The organism is Halorhabdus amylolytica (genome assembly GCF_004944975.1).
GTDB classification, from domain to species: Archaea; Halobacteriota; Halobacteria; order Halobacteriales; family Haloarculaceae; genus Halorhabdus; species Halorhabdus amylolytica.
This window is the reverse complement of record NZ_SPQG01000014.1, coordinates 39,971-54,576: the sequence shown is the minus strand read 5'-3', so window position 1 is coordinate 54,576 and position 14,606 is coordinate 39,971. Positions and strand designations below refer to the sequence as shown.

The following is a 14,606-nucleotide window of genomic DNA, read 5'->3' as shown; positions in this document are numbered from 1 at the left end:
TGTCGGCGTCGATCAGGCCGGTTCGACGACCGAGATCGCTCCGGCATCGGCCGAAAGCGTTTCCAGGTGCATCGGGACGAAATTCCGCAACTCGAAGTCCTCTCGGTCGTCCTCGCTGCCGATCGTACACCACAGTTGCGGGCGATCCGGCCCGTGCCAGTCGCCCTGGCGAGCCACCCCGAAGCAGACGTACTCTTCGCCGTCGTACTCGATGACCGCGTCCTTCCGGATCCCGGGGTCCCCGTGGACGATGAGTCGTTTCATGGACGCCGCTTGGCCCAACTGGGCATTAAGAGCTTCGGAGCCTGCAACGAGAGGCCCACGCTGGGGTCGTTTCCACCGTCTGTGAGTGGATGACGGCCCGCTGACGGCGTTGAACCAAACGGGTTTTAAGCGGCGCTGTCCAACCCACCCGCAAGGTCGATATCATGGAGATGCCACGCCGGTTTAACACCTACTGCCCCAACTGCAACGAACATCACGAACACGAGGTCGAGAAGGTCCGACAGGGTCGGGCCTCGGGCATGACGAAGGTCAACGGTCGCCAGCGCGAACGCCAGTCGGGCATCGGGAACGACGGCAAGTTCTCGAAGGTTCCTGGTGGCGACAAGCCGACGAAGAAGACCAACCTCACGTACCGCTGCTCGGAGTGTGGCAACGCCCACCTCCGTGAGGGATGGCGCGCCGGTCGACTGGAGTTTCAGGAATAACCATGCCCGGGAGCTTCTACAGCGTGCGCTGTCCGGACTGTGAGAACGAACAGGTCGTCTTCGGTAAGGCCGCAAGCGAGGTTGCCTGTGCCGTTTGCGGGCATACCCTGGCCCGTCCGACGGGCGGCAAGGCCACGATCGAAGGCGAGATCGTCGAGACCGTCGAGCAACGATGAAGTTCAGCGGCTGGCCCGAACCGGGCGAACTCGTCGTCGGACGCGTCGACGAGATCGAGGACTTCGGCGTGTTCGTCGACCTCCAGGAGTACGAGGACAAACGCGGGCTGGCCCACATCAGCGAGGTCGCCTCCGGCTGGATCAAGAACGTCCGCGACCACGTCAACGAGGGTCAGACCGTCGTCGCGAAGGTCTTAGACGTCGACGAGAGCGCCCAGCAGATCGACCTCTCGATCAAGGACGTCAACGACCACCAGCGCAAAGAGAAGATCCAGGAGTGGAAAAACGAGCAAAAGGCCGACAACTGGATGACCATCGCCTTCGGCGAGGACATCGAGGACGACCGCTACGCTTCGATCGCCGAGGGACTCATCGCCGAGTTCGGATCGATGTACGACGGTTTCGAGGCGGCAGCCATTCACGGTGACGAAGCGCTCGCGGACACCGATCTGAACGACGACGAGATCGACGCGATCGTCGAGGCCGCTCGGGAAAACGTCTCTGTCCCATACGTAAAGGTCACTGGCTACGTCGACCTGGAATGTCCCGCACCCGACGGTGTCGACGCGATCAAAGAAGCCCTGCAGGCCGCCGAAGGGAACGGGCAAGTGCCCGAGGAGATCGACCTGAAGGTCACGTACGTCGGTTCACCCGAATATCGTATCGAGGTCCAGGCTCCGGACTACAAGACGGCCGAATCGGAACTGGAAGCGAGCGCACAGCGCGCGAGCGAGGAGGTCGCCGAGCACGGGGGTACCGCCGAGTTCCACCGCGAGCGCAACGTCGAAGAGGAATGAAAGCCGACATCCGGGTGTGTTCGGCCTGGGAGGACGAACACGATCGCCCGGTCTATACGCTTGCTTCGGATTGTCCTGCATGTGGCGCGCCGACCGTCAACAGTGCACCTGCTCCGTTCTCACCGGAAGATCCCAACGGCGAGTATCGACGCGCACTTAAGCGGCGCAATCGGCAGTAGGCGGTATGGACGACTACGAGATCGAGGCACTCGCCGAGGTCGACCTCGATTCGCCGGTACTGGTCGAGGGACTCCCTGGCGTCGGACACGTCGGAAAGTTAGCTGTCGAGCATTTGCTGGAGGAACTCGACAGTACACTCGTCAGGCGCGTCTACTCGACGCACTTCCCGCCACAGGTATCCGTCGAAGAGGGTGACGTCGAACTCGCCAGCGCAGAGTTCCACGCCGTGACACCCGAGGAGGGTCGTGATCTACTCGTCCTCTCGGGCGATCACCAGGCACAGGACAACGGTGGCCACTACGGGCTGGTCTCGACGTTCCTCGACGTGGGTGAATCCTTCGGCGTCGATGAGATAATGGCTCTGGGGGGCGTCCCGACGGGCGAACTCATCGAAGAGTACGACGTGATCGGGGCCGCGACGACAGACACAGTCATCGAAGAACTCGAAGACGCAGGCGTCGAATTCCGCGAGAACGAACCGGCCGGCGGGATCGTCGGCGTCTCCGGGCTGTTGCTCGGACTGGGTCAGCGCCGTGATCTCCCCGCGTCGTGCCTGATGGGCGAGACGTCGGGCTACCTGGTCGATCCAAAGAGCGCCCAGGCAGTCCTGGAGATTCTGCAGGAGCTGTTGGGCTTGGAGGTCGACTACGGCTCCCTCGAGGAGCGGGCCGACGAGATGGAGGAAGTCGTCCGGAAGATCCAGGAGATGGAACAAGGCCCCTCCAGCCCGGCCGACGAGGACCTCCGATACATCGGGTAAGTCGTCAGTACTTCATCGTCTTCTTCCGGACGTCTCCTCGATCGCTGTCGCTCCCTTAGATTCCTGTACTCATCAGGTGGCTCCGGAGGATGTCTGCCTCGGCGGCCACGGCGAGTGGATCGACCACGAGGACGGATTCGCTCGGCCCGATCTCTCCCTCTTCGATGAGCGAACTCACGCCTGCGAGGGCAACGCCGCCGGTCGCGCTACACTCGACGCCCGCCGTGGCGTTCGCCTCGACTGCGACAGCGAGCGCGTCGTCGTCGGAAACGGCGATCCCACTGCCATCACTGTCTTCGATAGCTTCGAGTGCGACCTGACCGAGTACGGGGTCCGGAACCTCCAGTGGACCGACGATCGTGTCCGGAGCGGCATCCGGTTTGATGTTCGAACCCGGTTTACAGGCAGTCACGATCGGATCGCAACCCTCGGGCTGGGCGGCGTACAGTCGGGGCATCGCTTCGATCAGGCCGGCGTCGACCGCTGCCCGGAGCCCCGTCTCCAGGCCGGCGATCCGGTGGCCGTGACCGACTGGAAGAACGATCACGTCGGGGACAATCCAGTCGAGCCCGGCGAGTAGATCCCAGGCCAGGGTCACGTCACCGAGGCGGCGGAAGGGAGACCGCGGATCGACCGGGAATCCGTGCTCGTCGCTGGATTCGTAGGCCGCGAGTGCGTCGCTGTATCGTCCTTCGACGACCGAGAGGTCGCCGCCGTGGACGTTCGCCATCGCCTTGTTGAGGAACGGCGTTCGCGAGGGGACGTACGCCAGCGACTCGATGCCAGCCCGACCGGCGTAGGCCGCCGCGGACTGTGCCGCGTGGCCGGTCGAGGGAAGGACGACCCGTTCGGTGTCACGGTCGGCCGCCGCCAGAATCGCGAACGCCATCTCCCGATCTGCGGTACTCCCGGTCGGGTTTCGCCCTTCGTCAGCGATCCAGAGCGTCTCGACGCCCGCGTCCGCCGCCAGCGAGGAGCACTCGACGGGCGTCGAGCCGCCCGCGGCCAGTCCGCTGGATTCCGTGGGGTCTAGCCCGAGCAAAGCGGCGAATCGATCGAGTCCCGATCGTCCCGGATCACCCAGTTCGTCGGGCGTATCGGGGAGCACGCTCGGATCGAGTCGAACCCGTAGTATCCCCCCACAGTCGGGACAGGTCACGGTCACGTTACGACACTCGACCAGCTCCGCACAGTCCGGACAGTACAGGCTGGCGGGGGCGACATCGTTCATACGTGCCCATGTGGGCGGGGGCGACAAGTGCTGTCCGGTCGGCCCGAACGCGAGTCCAAGTGCAGTTTCGGCCCCTGAGGATTTTCCCGGTCGGGTACGTAGGGCAGGCCATGACAGGAGTGGTTGTCGCCGGGGGCGGACTCGCGGGACTGGTCGCGGCACGTCACCTCGCGAAGTCGGGTCTGGACGTGACTGTCTTCGAGCGCGAGTCGAGCGTCGGCGGGCGCGTCCGGACGACGCGGGAGAACGGCTACACGTTCGACCGGGGATTTCAGGTGCTGTTCGACAGCTATCCGGCGGTCAGGCGCGAACTCGATCTCGACGCGCTTTCCCTCCGGGCGTTTTCGCCCGGCGCGACGCTGGCGCGGCCGGGTAAGCGCTCGGTCCTGTCGGACCCGTTTCGCGATCCTGGCGCGCTGACGGAGACGCTGTTCAACCGGGAGATCCGGCTCGCGGACAAACTGCGGATCCTGAGGCTCCGCCGCGAACTCGCGAACGCCGACCCGGCGGCGATCATCGACGGCGATCGGCCAAGCCGAACGATCGAGTCGTCTCTGGCTGATCGTGGCTTCTCTCGGCGGTTCGCTGAACGTTTCGTAGCGCCGTTTTACGGTGGGATTACGCTCGATCGGTCGCTCTCGACTGACGCGCGCGTCTTCGAGTACACGTTCAAGATGCTTGGCGAGGGTCGGGCGACGGTCCCGGCCGAGGGCATGGAGGCGATTCCTCGACAACTCGCCGAACGCGCCCGCGGCGCTGGCGTCCGTATCGAAACTGACGCGACCGTCGAGGCGGTGGAGGCAGACGCCGTCACTGTCGACGACGAGACGATCGGCGCCGAGGGGGTCGTCGTCGCGACGGACCCGAAGACAGCCGGGGAACTCACCGGCGTCGACACGCCGGACGGCACGCGGGGCTGTGCGACGGTCTATACGAGCCTGCCATCGTCGACCCCACTCGACACCGGGAAGCGGTTGCTATTGAACGTGGTCGACGATCGACCCAATCAGGTCGCTCAGCTGTCGACGGTCGCGCCGGAGTACGCCCCAGCGGGCGAACAACTCCTGGCAGCGACGTTCCTCGGCGTTCCGGAGACGGACGACGAGGCACTGTTCGAGGAAACCCGCGACACACTGTCGTCGTGGTACCCCGAACGGACCGTGGCTGACCTCGAACATCTGCGAACCGAACGCGTTCCCTTCGCGCAGTTCGACCAGCCGCCGGGATTCCGGGCCGGCTTGCCAGACCCGGACGCACCGGACGGGCAGGTCGTCCTGGCCGGGGATTACACACGTTGGTGTTCGATCCAGGGGGCACTCGAAAGTGGCCGCGTTGCCGCGCGGACCCTCCAGGATAGGATGGGCGTCTGAGCGTCGTCACTGTCTATCGTCGGGGCGGGGACAGGAGTCAGTGTTTGGCGGGTTCCTCGGCGAGCGTCTTCGGGACGAGCCAGCGGGTCAGGACGATCAAAACGCCGATCACGAGCAGCGATACGAGCAGGATGGCGACGGCGGCTTCCATGTGTGTCGATACTCTACCCGGCACCAAAACTGTTGGCAGCACTCAGACGGATTCTTGTAGATTCTTTCCGGATGACGCCGACCCGGGGGGTCGACGGATACCGGTACATCACTCCAATAATCCGTATCAGAGGTGTTCGCGCAACGATCCGAGTGGCGGGAATTCGAGGGTTTCCCCGGATCGTTCGTCACGGACGATCGGCCGGAACGCGTCGGCGTTCCCGATCAGCGGCGAGTGGAAGTCCGCCGTCGTCAGCCCGTTGATCCGGACGCCGGCAACGAGTTCGTTGAACGCCGGCAGGACGAGGACGTCGGCCCCGCGATACGCACCGGCGCCGCGGAGATAGCACGGTCGCTTCTGTCCTTCGATCTCGATCGCCGGATGATCGTGACCGACGACGTACCGGTCGGCGTCGGTCTCGGGGAGTTCGTGGCCGTGAAGCACGACCGTATCGGTGTCTTCGAGTTCGTACTCCGCGGGGGTCGGGCCGTCCCAGAGGGCATCGAGCATGATATCGTGATTACCCGGCGTGACGATCAGGCGACAGCCGTACTCGGTGGCACAGTCCTCGATACGCCCGAAGGCAGACGCGACGCCGGGAGGGAGGGAGTCGAACGATTCTAAGACGTCACCGGCGATGACGACTTCCGTGACGTTGTGGATATCGAGCAGATCGCCGAGGCGTTCGACGATCGCGCGCTCGGACCCCATAGATAGCTCGACGTTAGAGGACTGTTCCCGTCCGAGATGGAGATCGGCGAGGACGAGCGTCTCCCCGAGGATCACCGCACGGTCCCGGTAGGTCGGTCCCATCCTCGGAGGGAAGGGTGACCGGCGGGGTAAACGTGTCGTCGTCAGGGGCGGGGCCCAACGTGTATCCCTCCGTCGATAGGGATAGCGGGGCCCGGCGCGTGTCCATTCGTCGATAAGGATCCCGGCGCGTGTCCATTCGTCGATAAGGATGGCGGGGTTTATAGGCCAGCGTGCCGATCTGCCGGGCATGATCGATGTCCTCGACAACAAGCGGGCGGCGACCCGCTTTCGGATCCTGGTCGAGATCGCCGAGCGCCAGCCAGCGGTCAGCCAGGGCGAGATCGCCGACGCGGTCGGCGTCACCAGCCAGGCCGTCAGCGAGTACATCCGGGACCTCGTCGAGGACGGATTCGTCGAGAAGGAAGGGCGCTCCCGGTACCGGGTCACCAACGAGGGCGTCGACTGGCTGTTCTCGGCGGCCACCGATGTACGACGGTTCGCCGACCACGTCACCGAGGACGTCCTGGGGAGCGTCCAGGAGGACGCGGCGGTCGCCGTCGAGGACATTGCGGAGGGCGAGACCGTCACGCTGTTCATGGACGAGGGGCTACTCCGCGCGAGACCGGGCGAGGACGGCGCGACCGGCGTCGCGACGACCGACGCCGCCGCCAGCAAAGTCGTGGGCGTCACGGGTTTCGAGGGTGTCATCGAACTCCAGCCCGGCGAAGTCGATATCATCCAGGTCCCGCCTGTCCGTTCCGACGAGACGCCCGACAACGAGCGGATCCGCGACGCGACAGGGTCCGCCGACCTCGTGACGGCGGCTGGCGTCGAGGCCGTGGGCGTCCTCCGCGAGTTGGAGATCGAATCCCGGACGCACTTCGCGGCCGGAGAAGTTGCCGCGGACGCCGCGAGCCGCGGGCTGGACGTGGTCGTCGTCGCGACGACCGACGCCGTCGGGCGGGTGACCGACGCGTTGCGGGACAGCGAGATCTCCTATGCCGTCAGGTAGCGTTCGATCGCGTATCCGAACGCTTGAGGCGATGCCGTTCGGAGAACAGGACATGAGTGACGTCGAATCCGCAGTCGAACAGTTCCTGGCACAGTCCGACGCGGCGTTCGAGGACTACGAACAGGGATACACGGACGCGGACGCGACGCTTCGCGTCCTCGAATCACACATCGAAGACCTCCGAGAGACTGTCGAGTGAGCGCCTGACAGCCGGTCGCTAGTGACTTGCGGTGTCGGCCGAACGTGATGCGCTACCGTGGCGAAAACCGGCGTCTGTGCCGGGAACGCCGTCGTTTTACGCGCCGACCCGCTATCGGTTTCCAATGAGTCAGGAGAGCGAGCGTTCCCCGGGCGATCTGACGGCGACCGGAATGGCGCTCAGACACGACCGCGAGTGGGACTACGAGCTCGATCGGATCAGCGACGCCGTCGCGGAGCGAAACGCAAACACCGTCGGATTGCAGTTTCCGGAGGGACTCAAGCGGCGTGGGCCGGCCGTCGCCGACGATCTCCGGCGGACGCTTCCGGATGACGTGACAGTAATGCTCTCGGGTGAGCCCTGTTACGGTGCCTGTGATCTCGACACCGAGTTGATGCGCCACAGCGACGTGTTCGTCCACTTCGGCCACAGCCCGATGAACGAGTCCGAGCAGATCATCTACGTCCCGCTGTTCTCGAACGTCGACGTCCTCCCGATCATGGAGGAGTCTCTCGCGGAGTTCGACGATCCCGACGAGGACGAGGATATCGGGCTGGTCACGACTGCCCAGCACATGAACAAGTTCGAGGAGATGCGAGAATTCCTCGTGGATCGGGGCTATGAGGTCCACACTCGGCGTGGCGACGAACGTCTGACCCACGAGGGCCAGGTGCTGGGGTGTAACTACGCCTCGGCGGACGTCGCGGCCGACCAGATCCTCTACGTCGGCGGCGGGAAGTTCCACCCGCTCGGACTGGCGATGGACCACCCCGAGAAACGCGTCGTCATCGCCGACCCCGTCAACAACGTCGTGGACATCGCCGACGCGGAGGCGCTGATCAAACAGCGTTACGGGGCGATTCACCGCGCGATGGACGCAGATACCTGGGGCATCATTTACTCGACGAAGATCGGCCAGGGTCGCCTCGAAAGGGCTCGCCAGATCGTCGAAGAAAACGACGACGCCTACCTCCTGACGATGAACAACGTCACGCCACAGAAACTCACGAACTTCGGGCTGGACGCGTACGTCAACACGGCCTGCCCCCGGATCACGACCGACGACGGCCCGCAGTTCAAACAACCGATGCTCACACCCGGCGAGTACGAGATCGCGATCGGCGAAAAGCCACTCGACTCGCTCTCGTTCGATACCTTCCACGGCACCTGGTGAGTGGCAGTATCGAACGGTCGGCCGTCCGTGATAGATAGTACCGGAAAGATTATCCTCTATCACGGTCAATTATCGAGGTGTGGCGAGCGTCGCGCGATTCGGCGCCGCTCTCCCGGAGGGAACATCAATGGCAACCTGGTACTGCATGGACTGCTCGGAGTACATCGACGAGCGCATGGCGTCGTGGCACGAATCGCAGGATCACGAGGTTCTCGGGTATCGAGCGCCGCAGTCGATGGAGGACCGACACATGTGGAGTAGCTGAGGCGCTCACCACGAGGTGCTGGCGGTCTCGACGGTGGTCGATGGAGGACCGACACGCTGGCGTCGTGGAGTGGTGGACTGTGGCCCGGTGGGGTCGTCCGGCCGTTTCGATCGGCGGTCTTCCGTCGTCGAAGACTTTTCCCTCGACGGGGGCAACACTCCGACAGACGCGTCGATCGGCGCGTCGGTGACTGATGAGCACGAAACGGCAACTTGCCCAGCAACTCGGCGTAGTCGTCGGGTTCGACAACCCGCAGGCGGACCTCGAACAGTACCGCACGCCGCCGGCAGTCGCATCGCACCTGATCCACCTCGCGGACCTCAACGACGACCTTGACGGTCGGACTGTGATCGACCTGGGCTGTGGGACGGGGATGCTCGCACTCGGTGCGGCGCTACGGGGCGCTACCCGCGTGGTCGGTGTCGACCTCGATCCCGACCCCCTGGAGACGGCCAGGGAGAACCGCCGCCGGGTCGGGACGAACACGGCCGTCTCCTGGCTGCGCGCCGACGCGACGCAGGTCCCGCTGTGTCCCGATGACCCGGTGACAGTCGTGATGAACCCGCCCTTCGGCGCACAGGCCGGCAACGAACACGCCGATCGTACCTTTCTGCGGACAGCCCTGGACATCGCGGACGTCTCCTATTCGATCCATAACGCGGGCAGCGTGGACTTTGTCGAGGCGTTCGCGGGGGACAACGGCGGCACGGTCACGGCCGCCTATCGGTCCTCGTTCGACCTGCCCCGGCAGTTCGAGTTCCACGACGCCGACAGCCAGGAGATCGACGTGGAACTGTTCCGCATCGAATGGATCTGACGTCCGGTATCGAAGGCCGACTGAAAATTGTGTCGGCAGTCAGTCTGACCGGGGATCGGGTACTTTCAGGCGTCCTCTCATTGCCTGGTCGGTGGGACCCGACGGCTGGCCACGCGGAGTTGCGTTCCGTTGATCGATGCGTAGAGTTCCTGGCTGGATCGGTCGAACCTGATCCCGCCGACTGTGACGTTCCCGCCGTCGTCCGGGAGCGGTCGGGCGCCGAGGGTCTCGTTGTCCCGGGCGACGACGACCTCGAACGCTTCCCTAGCCGGGCGGATAGTGACGGTTCGATTGGATAGTATCACGTCGGCGATAGCAGGGTTCGACGTGTAGACCAGCCGTTCGTCCCCGCCGCCGGGACGGAGAAACACGCGATAGGTGACGTTACCGCCGATGACCGACCAACCCGCCCGATAGGCCGCGACGTCCTGTCGCCAGCCGATGCCGCCCAGGAGGACCCGTTCGCTGCCCCTGGCTTCGAGGGCCCGCTTCGAGACCACCTGGTGCCAGAGGTTCCGTTGCTCGCTGTAGACGACGACGCCGCTGGTCCGGACCGCTGTGACCTGATCGAGAAAGGGGACGTCCACGACTGCGAGTTGCTGGTTCGTCACGTTCTCGACGTAGGCGACCTGATAGTCGCGGATTTCGACGGCGTTCTCGGGCATGTCGACCCCCGACGGCGCCGAGAGGTTGACAGCGGCACCGACCATCGACATCCCGATCAGCGAGAAGACGATCACGCCGGCGGCGATCCGCCGCCCCGACGGAAATTCGAACTGCCCGGGACTGACGTCTATACCGGGGAAACGATCGAGTAGCGGGCGATCGGATCCGGAGACTGCGAGGACGATCAGGCCGGCGAGGATGAAGAGAACTGCCGTCCCGATCCCTTCGAGTCGGACGTACTGGTTGTTTCCCAGATACCAGTAGATGCTCCAGAGACCGTTGGCGATGGCGTATACCATCGTCGCCAGCCAGATCCGACCGGGATCGGCCGATCTGTCGCGGCGTCGGATCACCACTGCGGCGACGAGGATCCCGATGAGGAACCCGAATGCGTGACCCTGGACGGCCGTGTTTGCCCACCCTACTCCCGAATACCGGACTGTGGGCTCGGCGATCGAATAGGGGTCGACGAACGTGCCCCAAAGGTGCCAGAGATGACTCCATCCGGCGACGGCGACGATTGTCGCGATCGGATAGCAGACGAGCGCGAACCCGGCCAGGGCGTAGACCACACCCGAAAACCCGATGATCGGCCCCCACGAGAAGGCGGCGGTCACGAGTCCGGCAAGCACGATCCCGCCGGTGAACAGGCCGATCCTGACGAACGGGTTCGACAGACGGACTGTGAACGACTGGGAACCCCGATCGGTCGGGTAGTGACTCCAGGCGTACTCCGCTATCGAGCCGTACACCAGTCCGGAGAGCAGGTTCCCCAGAAGATGGCCCCACCCGAGATGAGAGAATCCTGCCAGCAGCACACCCAGCGGGTACGCGTATGATGTTGCACGGAACGGGAGACTCACCGGATCGTACTGGTTCCCCAGGCCACCCTGGACGAAGAGATAGACGATCACGACGACACCGAGGCCAAGGAGTGTCCCCCACGGGAGTCCGAGGACGAACCGGGTTCGGAGGCGTTGTCCCCAGCGACCGCCTGGGCGGGCGACGCGATACAGGATGGCGATCGAGACGGCGACCGCGCCGAGCAGGATCGCCTGCCAGGCAAACAGGGGAATCGACTCGATCAGCGAACGGATCTCCAGGGCAGCGACGACGGGATCGAACGGGCCGGGAGACGGCGTCGCCGACATGGCCCTCACAACGGCCCGGCGTGGTATAGCACTGACGGCGATCGCGGCCCACAGGATTTTACAGGGAGGGGGGCCGTCTGTATACCTGATGGGAGTGCGTCCACCAGCCGACGATGATCTCAGCGAACCCGACGTCATCGAGTTCGGCATTCCGGCGCTCGACGCTCGCATGGAGAACGTCTCGTTCCCGGCCACGAGCGAGCAGTTGCGATCCGAGTACGGCGACCTCGAAGTGCCGTACAACGCCTCCGGGAGCACGGTAACGCTCCGGGAGGTCCTCACGGAGGTCGATCGTCAGTCCTTCGAGAGCGAACAGGAACTGCTGAACGCTGCACACCCGGTCTTCGAGCGAAAGCGTGCCCAAAATCCCAGCGGCCTGCTCGGTCAACTGCGAGCGATGTTCCCCTTCTGAGGACGATTGGTCGCATTCAGGTCTTTTCGGATCTGTCTCGCGTCCACGTCGGCTCCCCCATGCCACCGACGTCTCGTGACAGCGAGACCAACGATGAGCCGTTCACACCTCGTCGGTTTCCCGATGCTCGCTGGCTTCTGTCTTCGAGACGGTCGGCGTCTCCTCGCCTCTCCCGTACTCGATCGGTCGTCCGGGTTCCTGTTCGAGTCCGTCACTCGTAGACCCGTCTCGATCGTCGGTCAACGCCCGATCGAGTTGGTGCATCTGTTCGCGGTGGAGCTTGACGATCATATCCGAGAGAGTGCCGAACATGAGCAACTGAACACCGAAGATGACTGCGATCCCACCGACCAGTGCGAGGACGTTGTGTGATATCCCACGCGTGACCCACTCGACGACGACATACACTCCGAGGCCGGCGCCCGCGAACAGACTCGCGATGCCGACGCTCCCGAAGTAAAAGAGGGGGTTGTTCGTCTTGGCCATCCGGTACAGCGTCAGGAGGATCACGCTGCCGTCTCGGAATGGGCGCAGATTCGTCTCGGTCTCGTCGGGCCGGGACTCGTAGCGGATCGGCACGACAGCCGTCGTGACGTTGTGTTTGACGCACTCGACTGCGAGTTCCGTCTCGATCCCGAACCCCTCCGACGTGAGGCCGAAACGGTCGACCGATTCGCGGGTGAATGCCCGGTAGCCCGAGAGGATGTCCTGGAGGTCCCGCCCGTGGATGCGAGCGAACGCGCGATTGATGAGACGGTTGCCGACGCGGTTGAGTCGCGTCATTGCCCCCGGTCCCATGTCCGCGAAGCGGTTACCGATCACGTGGTCGGCTTCGCCCGCGAGGAGCGGTTTGAGGAGAGCGTGTGCATCTTCCGGTCGGTACGTGCCGTCGCCGTCCACCATGAGGATGTACGGTTCGTCGATGAGCCGGATGGCCTCTCGAACGGCCTGACCCTTGCCCGAGCCCGACTGCTGGACGACGCGTGCCCCGTGTTTGGCGGCGATGTCCCGCGTGTGGTCGTCGGAGCCCCCGTCAATGACGAGGACGTTCTCGAGACCCTCGTCGTGGAAACCCTCGACGACGTCGGCTATCGCTCCCGCCTCGTTGTAAGTCGGGATCAGGACGCAGACATCGTCGTAGCCCGCCATTGTGGGTTTGTGTGTCGGCGGGGTGGAAAAGTGTGCGGGAATTGTTTTCCGGGCAAGAAGATATCCTCGGTCGTCTCGGGTTCCTTTAGAAGTTTATGTACGAGAAGTGTGTCGTGGTTGTGGTGTGCATGGTTGAAAACGAGCACATGAAAACGGTAGATACATGATCAGAGCACCAGTGATTACTGAACCACAATCATTATGTGAGCTGTTGGACAGAAATTGATGATGGGTCTCAAAATGATATTGTCGAGTCGGAGACGACGGGCGAGTACGGCGTTGTTCGCTGGAATCGTCGCAGGGGTTCTTACTGCCGTATTCTTCGCTCTGTTGCGCCCGAACCCGCCGACGACGTTCGACGTGTTTTACTTCGCGGCGGAGAAGAGCATGTCCGGCCAAGTTGTCTACGAAACTGGACATGGATTGTGGACGTACACACCGGCATCCCTTTTGTATTTTTACCCATATGCACTCCTGTTCGAGTACCAGTCGGCTCTATTCGTCCATCGTGGGTTGAGTATCGTTGTCACTGTGGGCTATGCGTATGCTCTCGTGCGGTTTCTCGGTCGACGGATCGACCTCCAGCGACTGGACCGGATCGCGATCTTCGGGTTCGCGTCTCTGAGTGTGTATCCGATCGTCAACGTGATCAACGCGTCGTTCGTCGGCGTCTTCGCGACCTTCCTCGGTATGGGCTGGCTGTTGATCGAATCGGACTACGATGACGGTGGTTCACTATGGGCACTGGCAGCGATCGTGAAGGGATATCCAGCGTTCTGGGGGGCGTATCTGGTACGAGTCCGTCGCTGGCGAGCCGTTGGTGCAGCGATTCTGACCGGAGTCAGTGCGACGTTACTCGGAGTACTCGTTTTCGGTTTCGACGCGTATCGGCGGTTTTTCACTGTTGCAGGCACGAGTCGCGTCCGCTACGATCAGTTTAGCGGTGGGGCAAGTCCCGACAACGAGGCGGTGACGCCCCTCCGTGCACTCAGTCAGGTGTTTCCGAACGTGGACCCGGCGGTGTGGACCCCTGTGATTCTCGTTGTTGTCGTCTGTATCACGTTGATCGTATACTACCTCGTCCCTGCCGACTCGTTGAGCGACCGTGCGACGCTGTTGCTAGTCACGATTCTTGGCGTCTGGTTCGTGATGCCGACGTCACAAGATCTGGACACGTACATCATCTACGCTCCGCTACTCGTATTGCTTTACGTTGAACGACATCGGACGGTTCAGGCCCTTTACGCTCTCGGAACTATCGTACTCAGCTACAACTTCGGCAGAACTGAACTCCGTGCCGTAAGTGAACTGTTCGGTGTTTCCGACGTTGTCATGCTGGTGGGAGAACCGGTGTTGTCTTTCGCAACAATGCCGATGTACGGATTGGTGATACTGTATCTGGGATGTCTGCTCAAGGCTTGCATCCGTGGCCGAGAGAGTGAACGGACGGAGCGACTCCGAAAGGTCGTCCCGACTCGTGGATGAAAGCGCTTCGCGTAGGCGTTTCGGCCGCGGTATTCCCTGTGTTTGATAGCTCTCAGACGTGTGTACTGACGCCACCGCAGGCGGTAATGGATCCCAAAAATTTTATTCACCCGATACATCGTCTATTGTTCTATGTTACTCGTTCAGC

18 protein-coding genes are annotated in these 14,606 nt (G+C 63.3%); 13 read left to right on the top strand and 5 right to left on the bottom strand.

Features of this window, described 5'->3' with window-relative positions; genetic code table 11:
* Positions 1 to 12: 12 nt before the first annotated feature.
* Entirely contained in the window at positions 13 to 264 is a 252-nt protein-coding gene (locus E3374_RS14535; RefSeq protein ID WP_136689684.1) for an HAH_0734 family protein, read from the bottom strand.
* 164 nt (positions 265 to 428) lie between these two features.
* Between E3374_RS14535 and E3374_RS14530 the strand changes: the two genes are divergently transcribed.
* The 5 genes from E3374_RS14530 to E3374_RS14510 are packed head-to-tail and all read left to right on the top strand — an operon-like array spanning position 429 to position 2,623.
* Positions 429 to 710 (top strand): 50S ribosomal protein L44e, encoded by a 282-nt coding sequence (locus tag E3374_RS14530; protein WP_136689683.1) that lies wholly within the window; start codon positions 429 to 431, stop codon positions 708 to 710.
* 2 nt (positions 711 to 712) lie between these two features.
* Complete coding sequence (locus E3374_RS14525; protein ID WP_136689682.1) at positions 713 to 886, top strand: 30S ribosomal protein S27e; 174 nt, start codon at positions 713 to 715, stop codon at positions 884 to 886.
* Positions 883 to 1,683 (top strand): translation initiation factor IF-2 subunit alpha, encoded by an 801-nt coding sequence (locus E3374_RS14520; RefSeq protein ID WP_136689681.1) that lies wholly within the window; start codon positions 883 to 885, stop codon positions 1,681 to 1,683. The genes E3374_RS14525 and E3374_RS14520 overlap by 4 nt, the downstream gene beginning before the upstream one ends.
* On the top strand, positions 1,680 to 1,862 hold the full coding sequence (locus E3374_RS14515) for an RNA-protein complex protein Nop10 (RefSeq protein WP_136689680.1): 183 nt from the start codon (positions 1,680 to 1,682) through the stop codon (positions 1,860 to 1,862). The genes E3374_RS14520 and E3374_RS14515 overlap by 4 nt, the downstream gene beginning before the upstream one ends.
* Positions 1,863 to 1,867: 5 nt before the next feature.
* Complete coding sequence (locus tag E3374_RS14510; RefSeq protein WP_136689679.1) at positions 1,868 to 2,623, top strand: proteasome assembly chaperone family protein; 756 nt, start codon at positions 1,868 to 1,870, stop codon at positions 2,621 to 2,623.
* Between the two features lie 55 nt (positions 2,624 to 2,678).
* On the opposite strand, the gene E3374_RS14505 is transcribed toward E3374_RS14510, so the two are convergent.
* Complete coding sequence (locus E3374_RS14505) at positions 2,679 to 3,854, bottom strand: threonine synthase (RefSeq protein ID WP_136689678.1); 1,176 nt, start codon at positions 3,852 to 3,854, stop codon at positions 2,679 to 2,681.
* Positions 3,855 to 3,964: 110 nt separating this feature from the next.
* Here E3374_RS14505 and E3374_RS14500 point away from each other — a divergent pair, with 110 nt between their 5' ends.
* The gene (locus E3374_RS14500; protein ID WP_136689677.1) at positions 3,965 to 5,224 is read left to right on the top strand and encodes an NAD(P)/FAD-dependent oxidoreductase; all 1,260 of its coding nucleotides are present in this window, start codon (positions 3,965 to 3,967) and stop codon (positions 5,222 to 5,224) included.
* 277 nt (positions 5,225 to 5,501) lie between these two features.
* On the opposite strand, the gene E3374_RS14495 is transcribed toward E3374_RS14500, so the two are convergent.
* A complete protein-coding gene (locus tag E3374_RS14495) occupies positions 5,502 to 6,188 on the bottom strand; it encodes a metallophosphoesterase (protein ID WP_136689676.1) in 687 nt (228 codons plus the stop codon).
* 187 nt (positions 6,189 to 6,375) lie between these two features.
* Between E3374_RS14495 and E3374_RS14490 the strand changes: the two genes are divergently transcribed.
* The 5 genes from E3374_RS14490 to E3374_RS14480 all read left to right on the top strand — a co-directional run bounded on the left by E3374_RS14490 (position 6,376) and on the right by E3374_RS14480 (position 9,595).
* Complete coding sequence (locus E3374_RS14490; RefSeq protein ID WP_136689675.1) at positions 6,376 to 7,140, top strand: DUF7839 domain-containing protein; 765 nt, start codon at positions 6,376 to 6,378, stop codon at positions 7,138 to 7,140.
* A gap of 52 nt (positions 7,141 to 7,192) precedes the next feature.
* Complete coding sequence (locus tag E3374_RS17270) at positions 7,193 to 7,339, top strand: hypothetical protein (RefSeq protein ID WP_169051870.1); 147 nt, start codon at positions 7,193 to 7,195, stop codon at positions 7,337 to 7,339.
* 124 nt (positions 7,340 to 7,463) lie between these two features.
* On the top strand, positions 7,464 to 8,513 hold the full coding sequence (gene dph2 / locus E3374_RS14485) for a diphthamide biosynthesis enzyme Dph2 (RefSeq protein WP_136689674.1): 1,050 nt from the start codon (positions 7,464 to 7,466) through the stop codon (positions 8,511 to 8,513).
* 127 nt (positions 8,514 to 8,640) lie between these two features.
* Positions 8,641 to 8,778 (top strand): hypothetical protein, encoded by a 138-nt coding sequence (locus tag E3374_RS17265; protein WP_169051869.1) that lies wholly within the window; start codon positions 8,641 to 8,643, stop codon positions 8,776 to 8,778.
* A gap of 193 nt (positions 8,779 to 8,971) precedes the next feature.
* Positions 8,972 to 9,595 carry an METTL5 family protein gene (locus E3374_RS14480; protein ID WP_136689673.1) on the top strand — a complete coding sequence of 208 codons (624 nt, stop codon included), beginning with the start codon at positions 8,972 to 8,974 and terminating at the stop codon, positions 9,593 to 9,595.
* 77 nt (positions 9,596 to 9,672) lie between these two features.
* On the opposite strand, the gene E3374_RS14475 is transcribed toward E3374_RS14480, so the two are convergent.
* Positions 9,673 to 11,412: a rhomboid family intramembrane serine protease gene (locus tag E3374_RS14475; RefSeq protein ID WP_136689672.1), complete on the bottom strand. Its 1,740-nt coding sequence runs from the start codon at positions 11,410 to 11,412 to the stop codon at positions 9,673 to 9,675.
* 88 nt (positions 11,413 to 11,500) lie between these two features.
* On the opposite strand from E3374_RS14475, the gene E3374_RS14470 reads away from it, so the two are divergent.
* Entirely contained in the window at positions 11,501 to 11,824 is a 324-nt protein-coding gene (locus tag E3374_RS14470; RefSeq protein WP_136689671.1) for a DUF5789 family protein, read from the top strand.
* A gap of 102 nt (positions 11,825 to 11,926) precedes the next feature.
* Here E3374_RS14470 and aglJ read toward each other — a convergent pair whose 3' ends face one another.
* Positions 11,927 to 12,973 carry an S-layer glycoprotein N-glycosyltransferase AglJ gene (gene aglJ / locus E3374_RS14465; RefSeq protein WP_136689670.1) on the bottom strand — a complete coding sequence of 349 codons (1,047 nt, stop codon included), beginning with the start codon at positions 12,971 to 12,973 and terminating at the stop codon, positions 11,927 to 11,929.
* A 225-nt stretch (positions 12,974 to 13,198) separates the two neighbouring features.
* On the opposite strand from aglJ, the gene E3374_RS14460 reads away from it, so the two are divergent.
* Positions 13,199 to 14,458 (top strand): glycosyltransferase 87 family protein, encoded by a 1,260-nt coding sequence (locus E3374_RS14460; protein ID WP_136689669.1) that lies wholly within the window; start codon positions 13,199 to 13,201, stop codon positions 14,456 to 14,458.
* Positions 14,459 to 14,606: the final 148 nt, after the last annotated feature.

What these genes read in the sequence shown, in the direction of transcription:
- E3374_RS14535 (WP_136689684.1), bottom strand. Translation starts at nt 264, where the DNA reads ATGAAACGACTCATCGTCCACGGGGACCCCGGGATCCGGAAGGACGCG.
- E3374_RS14530 (WP_136689683.1), top strand. Translation starts at nt 429, where the DNA reads ATGGAGATGCCACGCCGGTTTAACACCTACTGCCCCAACTGCAACGAA.
- E3374_RS14525 (WP_136689682.1), top strand. Translation starts at nt 713, where the DNA reads ATGCCCGGGAGCTTCTACAGCGTGCGCTGTCCGGACTGTGAGAACGAA.
- E3374_RS14520 (WP_136689681.1), top strand. Translation starts at nt 883, where the DNA reads ATGAAGTTCAGCGGCTGGCCCGAACCGGGCGAACTCGTCGTCGGACGC.
- E3374_RS14515 (WP_136689680.1), top strand. Translation starts at nt 1,680, where the DNA reads ATGAAAGCCGACATCCGGGTGTGTTCGGCCTGGGAGGACGAACACGAT.
- E3374_RS14510 (WP_136689679.1), top strand. Translation starts at nt 1,868, where the DNA reads ATGGACGACTACGAGATCGAGGCACTCGCCGAGGTCGACCTCGATTCG.
- E3374_RS14505 (WP_136689678.1), bottom strand. Translation starts at nt 3,854, where the DNA reads ATGAACGATGTCGCCCCCGCCAGCCTGTACTGTCCGGACTGTGCGGAG.
- E3374_RS14500 (WP_136689677.1), top strand. Translation starts at nt 3,965, where the DNA reads ATGACAGGAGTGGTTGTCGCCGGGGGCGGACTCGCGGGACTGGTCGCG.
- E3374_RS14495 (WP_136689676.1), bottom strand. Translation starts at nt 6,188, where the DNA reads ATGGGACCGACCTACCGGGACCGTGCGGTGATCCTCGGGGAGACGCTC.
- E3374_RS14490 (WP_136689675.1), top strand. Translation starts at nt 6,376, where the DNA reads ATGATCGATGTCCTCGACAACAAGCGGGCGGCGACCCGCTTTCGGATC.
- E3374_RS17270 (WP_169051870.1), top strand. Translation starts at nt 7,193, where the DNA reads ATGAGTGACGTCGAATCCGCAGTCGAACAGTTCCTGGCACAGTCCGAC.
- dph2 (WP_136689674.1), top strand. Translation starts at nt 7,464, where the DNA reads ATGAGTCAGGAGAGCGAGCGTTCCCCGGGCGATCTGACGGCGACCGGA.
- E3374_RS17265 (WP_169051869.1), top strand. Translation starts at nt 8,641, where the DNA reads ATGGCAACCTGGTACTGCATGGACTGCTCGGAGTACATCGACGAGCGC.
- E3374_RS14480 (WP_136689673.1), top strand. Translation starts at nt 8,972, where the DNA reads ATGAGCACGAAACGGCAACTTGCCCAGCAACTCGGCGTAGTCGTCGGG.
- E3374_RS14475 (WP_136689672.1), bottom strand. Translation starts at nt 11,412, where the DNA reads ATGTCGGCGACGCCGTCTCCCGGCCCGTTCGATCCCGTCGTCGCTGCC.
- E3374_RS14470 (WP_136689671.1), top strand. Translation starts at nt 11,501, where the DNA reads ATGGGAGTGCGTCCACCAGCCGACGATGATCTCAGCGAACCCGACGTC.
- aglJ (WP_136689670.1), bottom strand. Translation starts at nt 12,973, where the DNA reads ATGGCGGGCTACGACGATGTCTGCGTCCTGATCCCGACTTACAACGAG.
- E3374_RS14460 (WP_136689669.1), top strand. Translation starts at nt 13,199, where the DNA reads ATGATGGGTCTCAAAATGATATTGTCGAGTCGGAGACGACGGGCGAGT.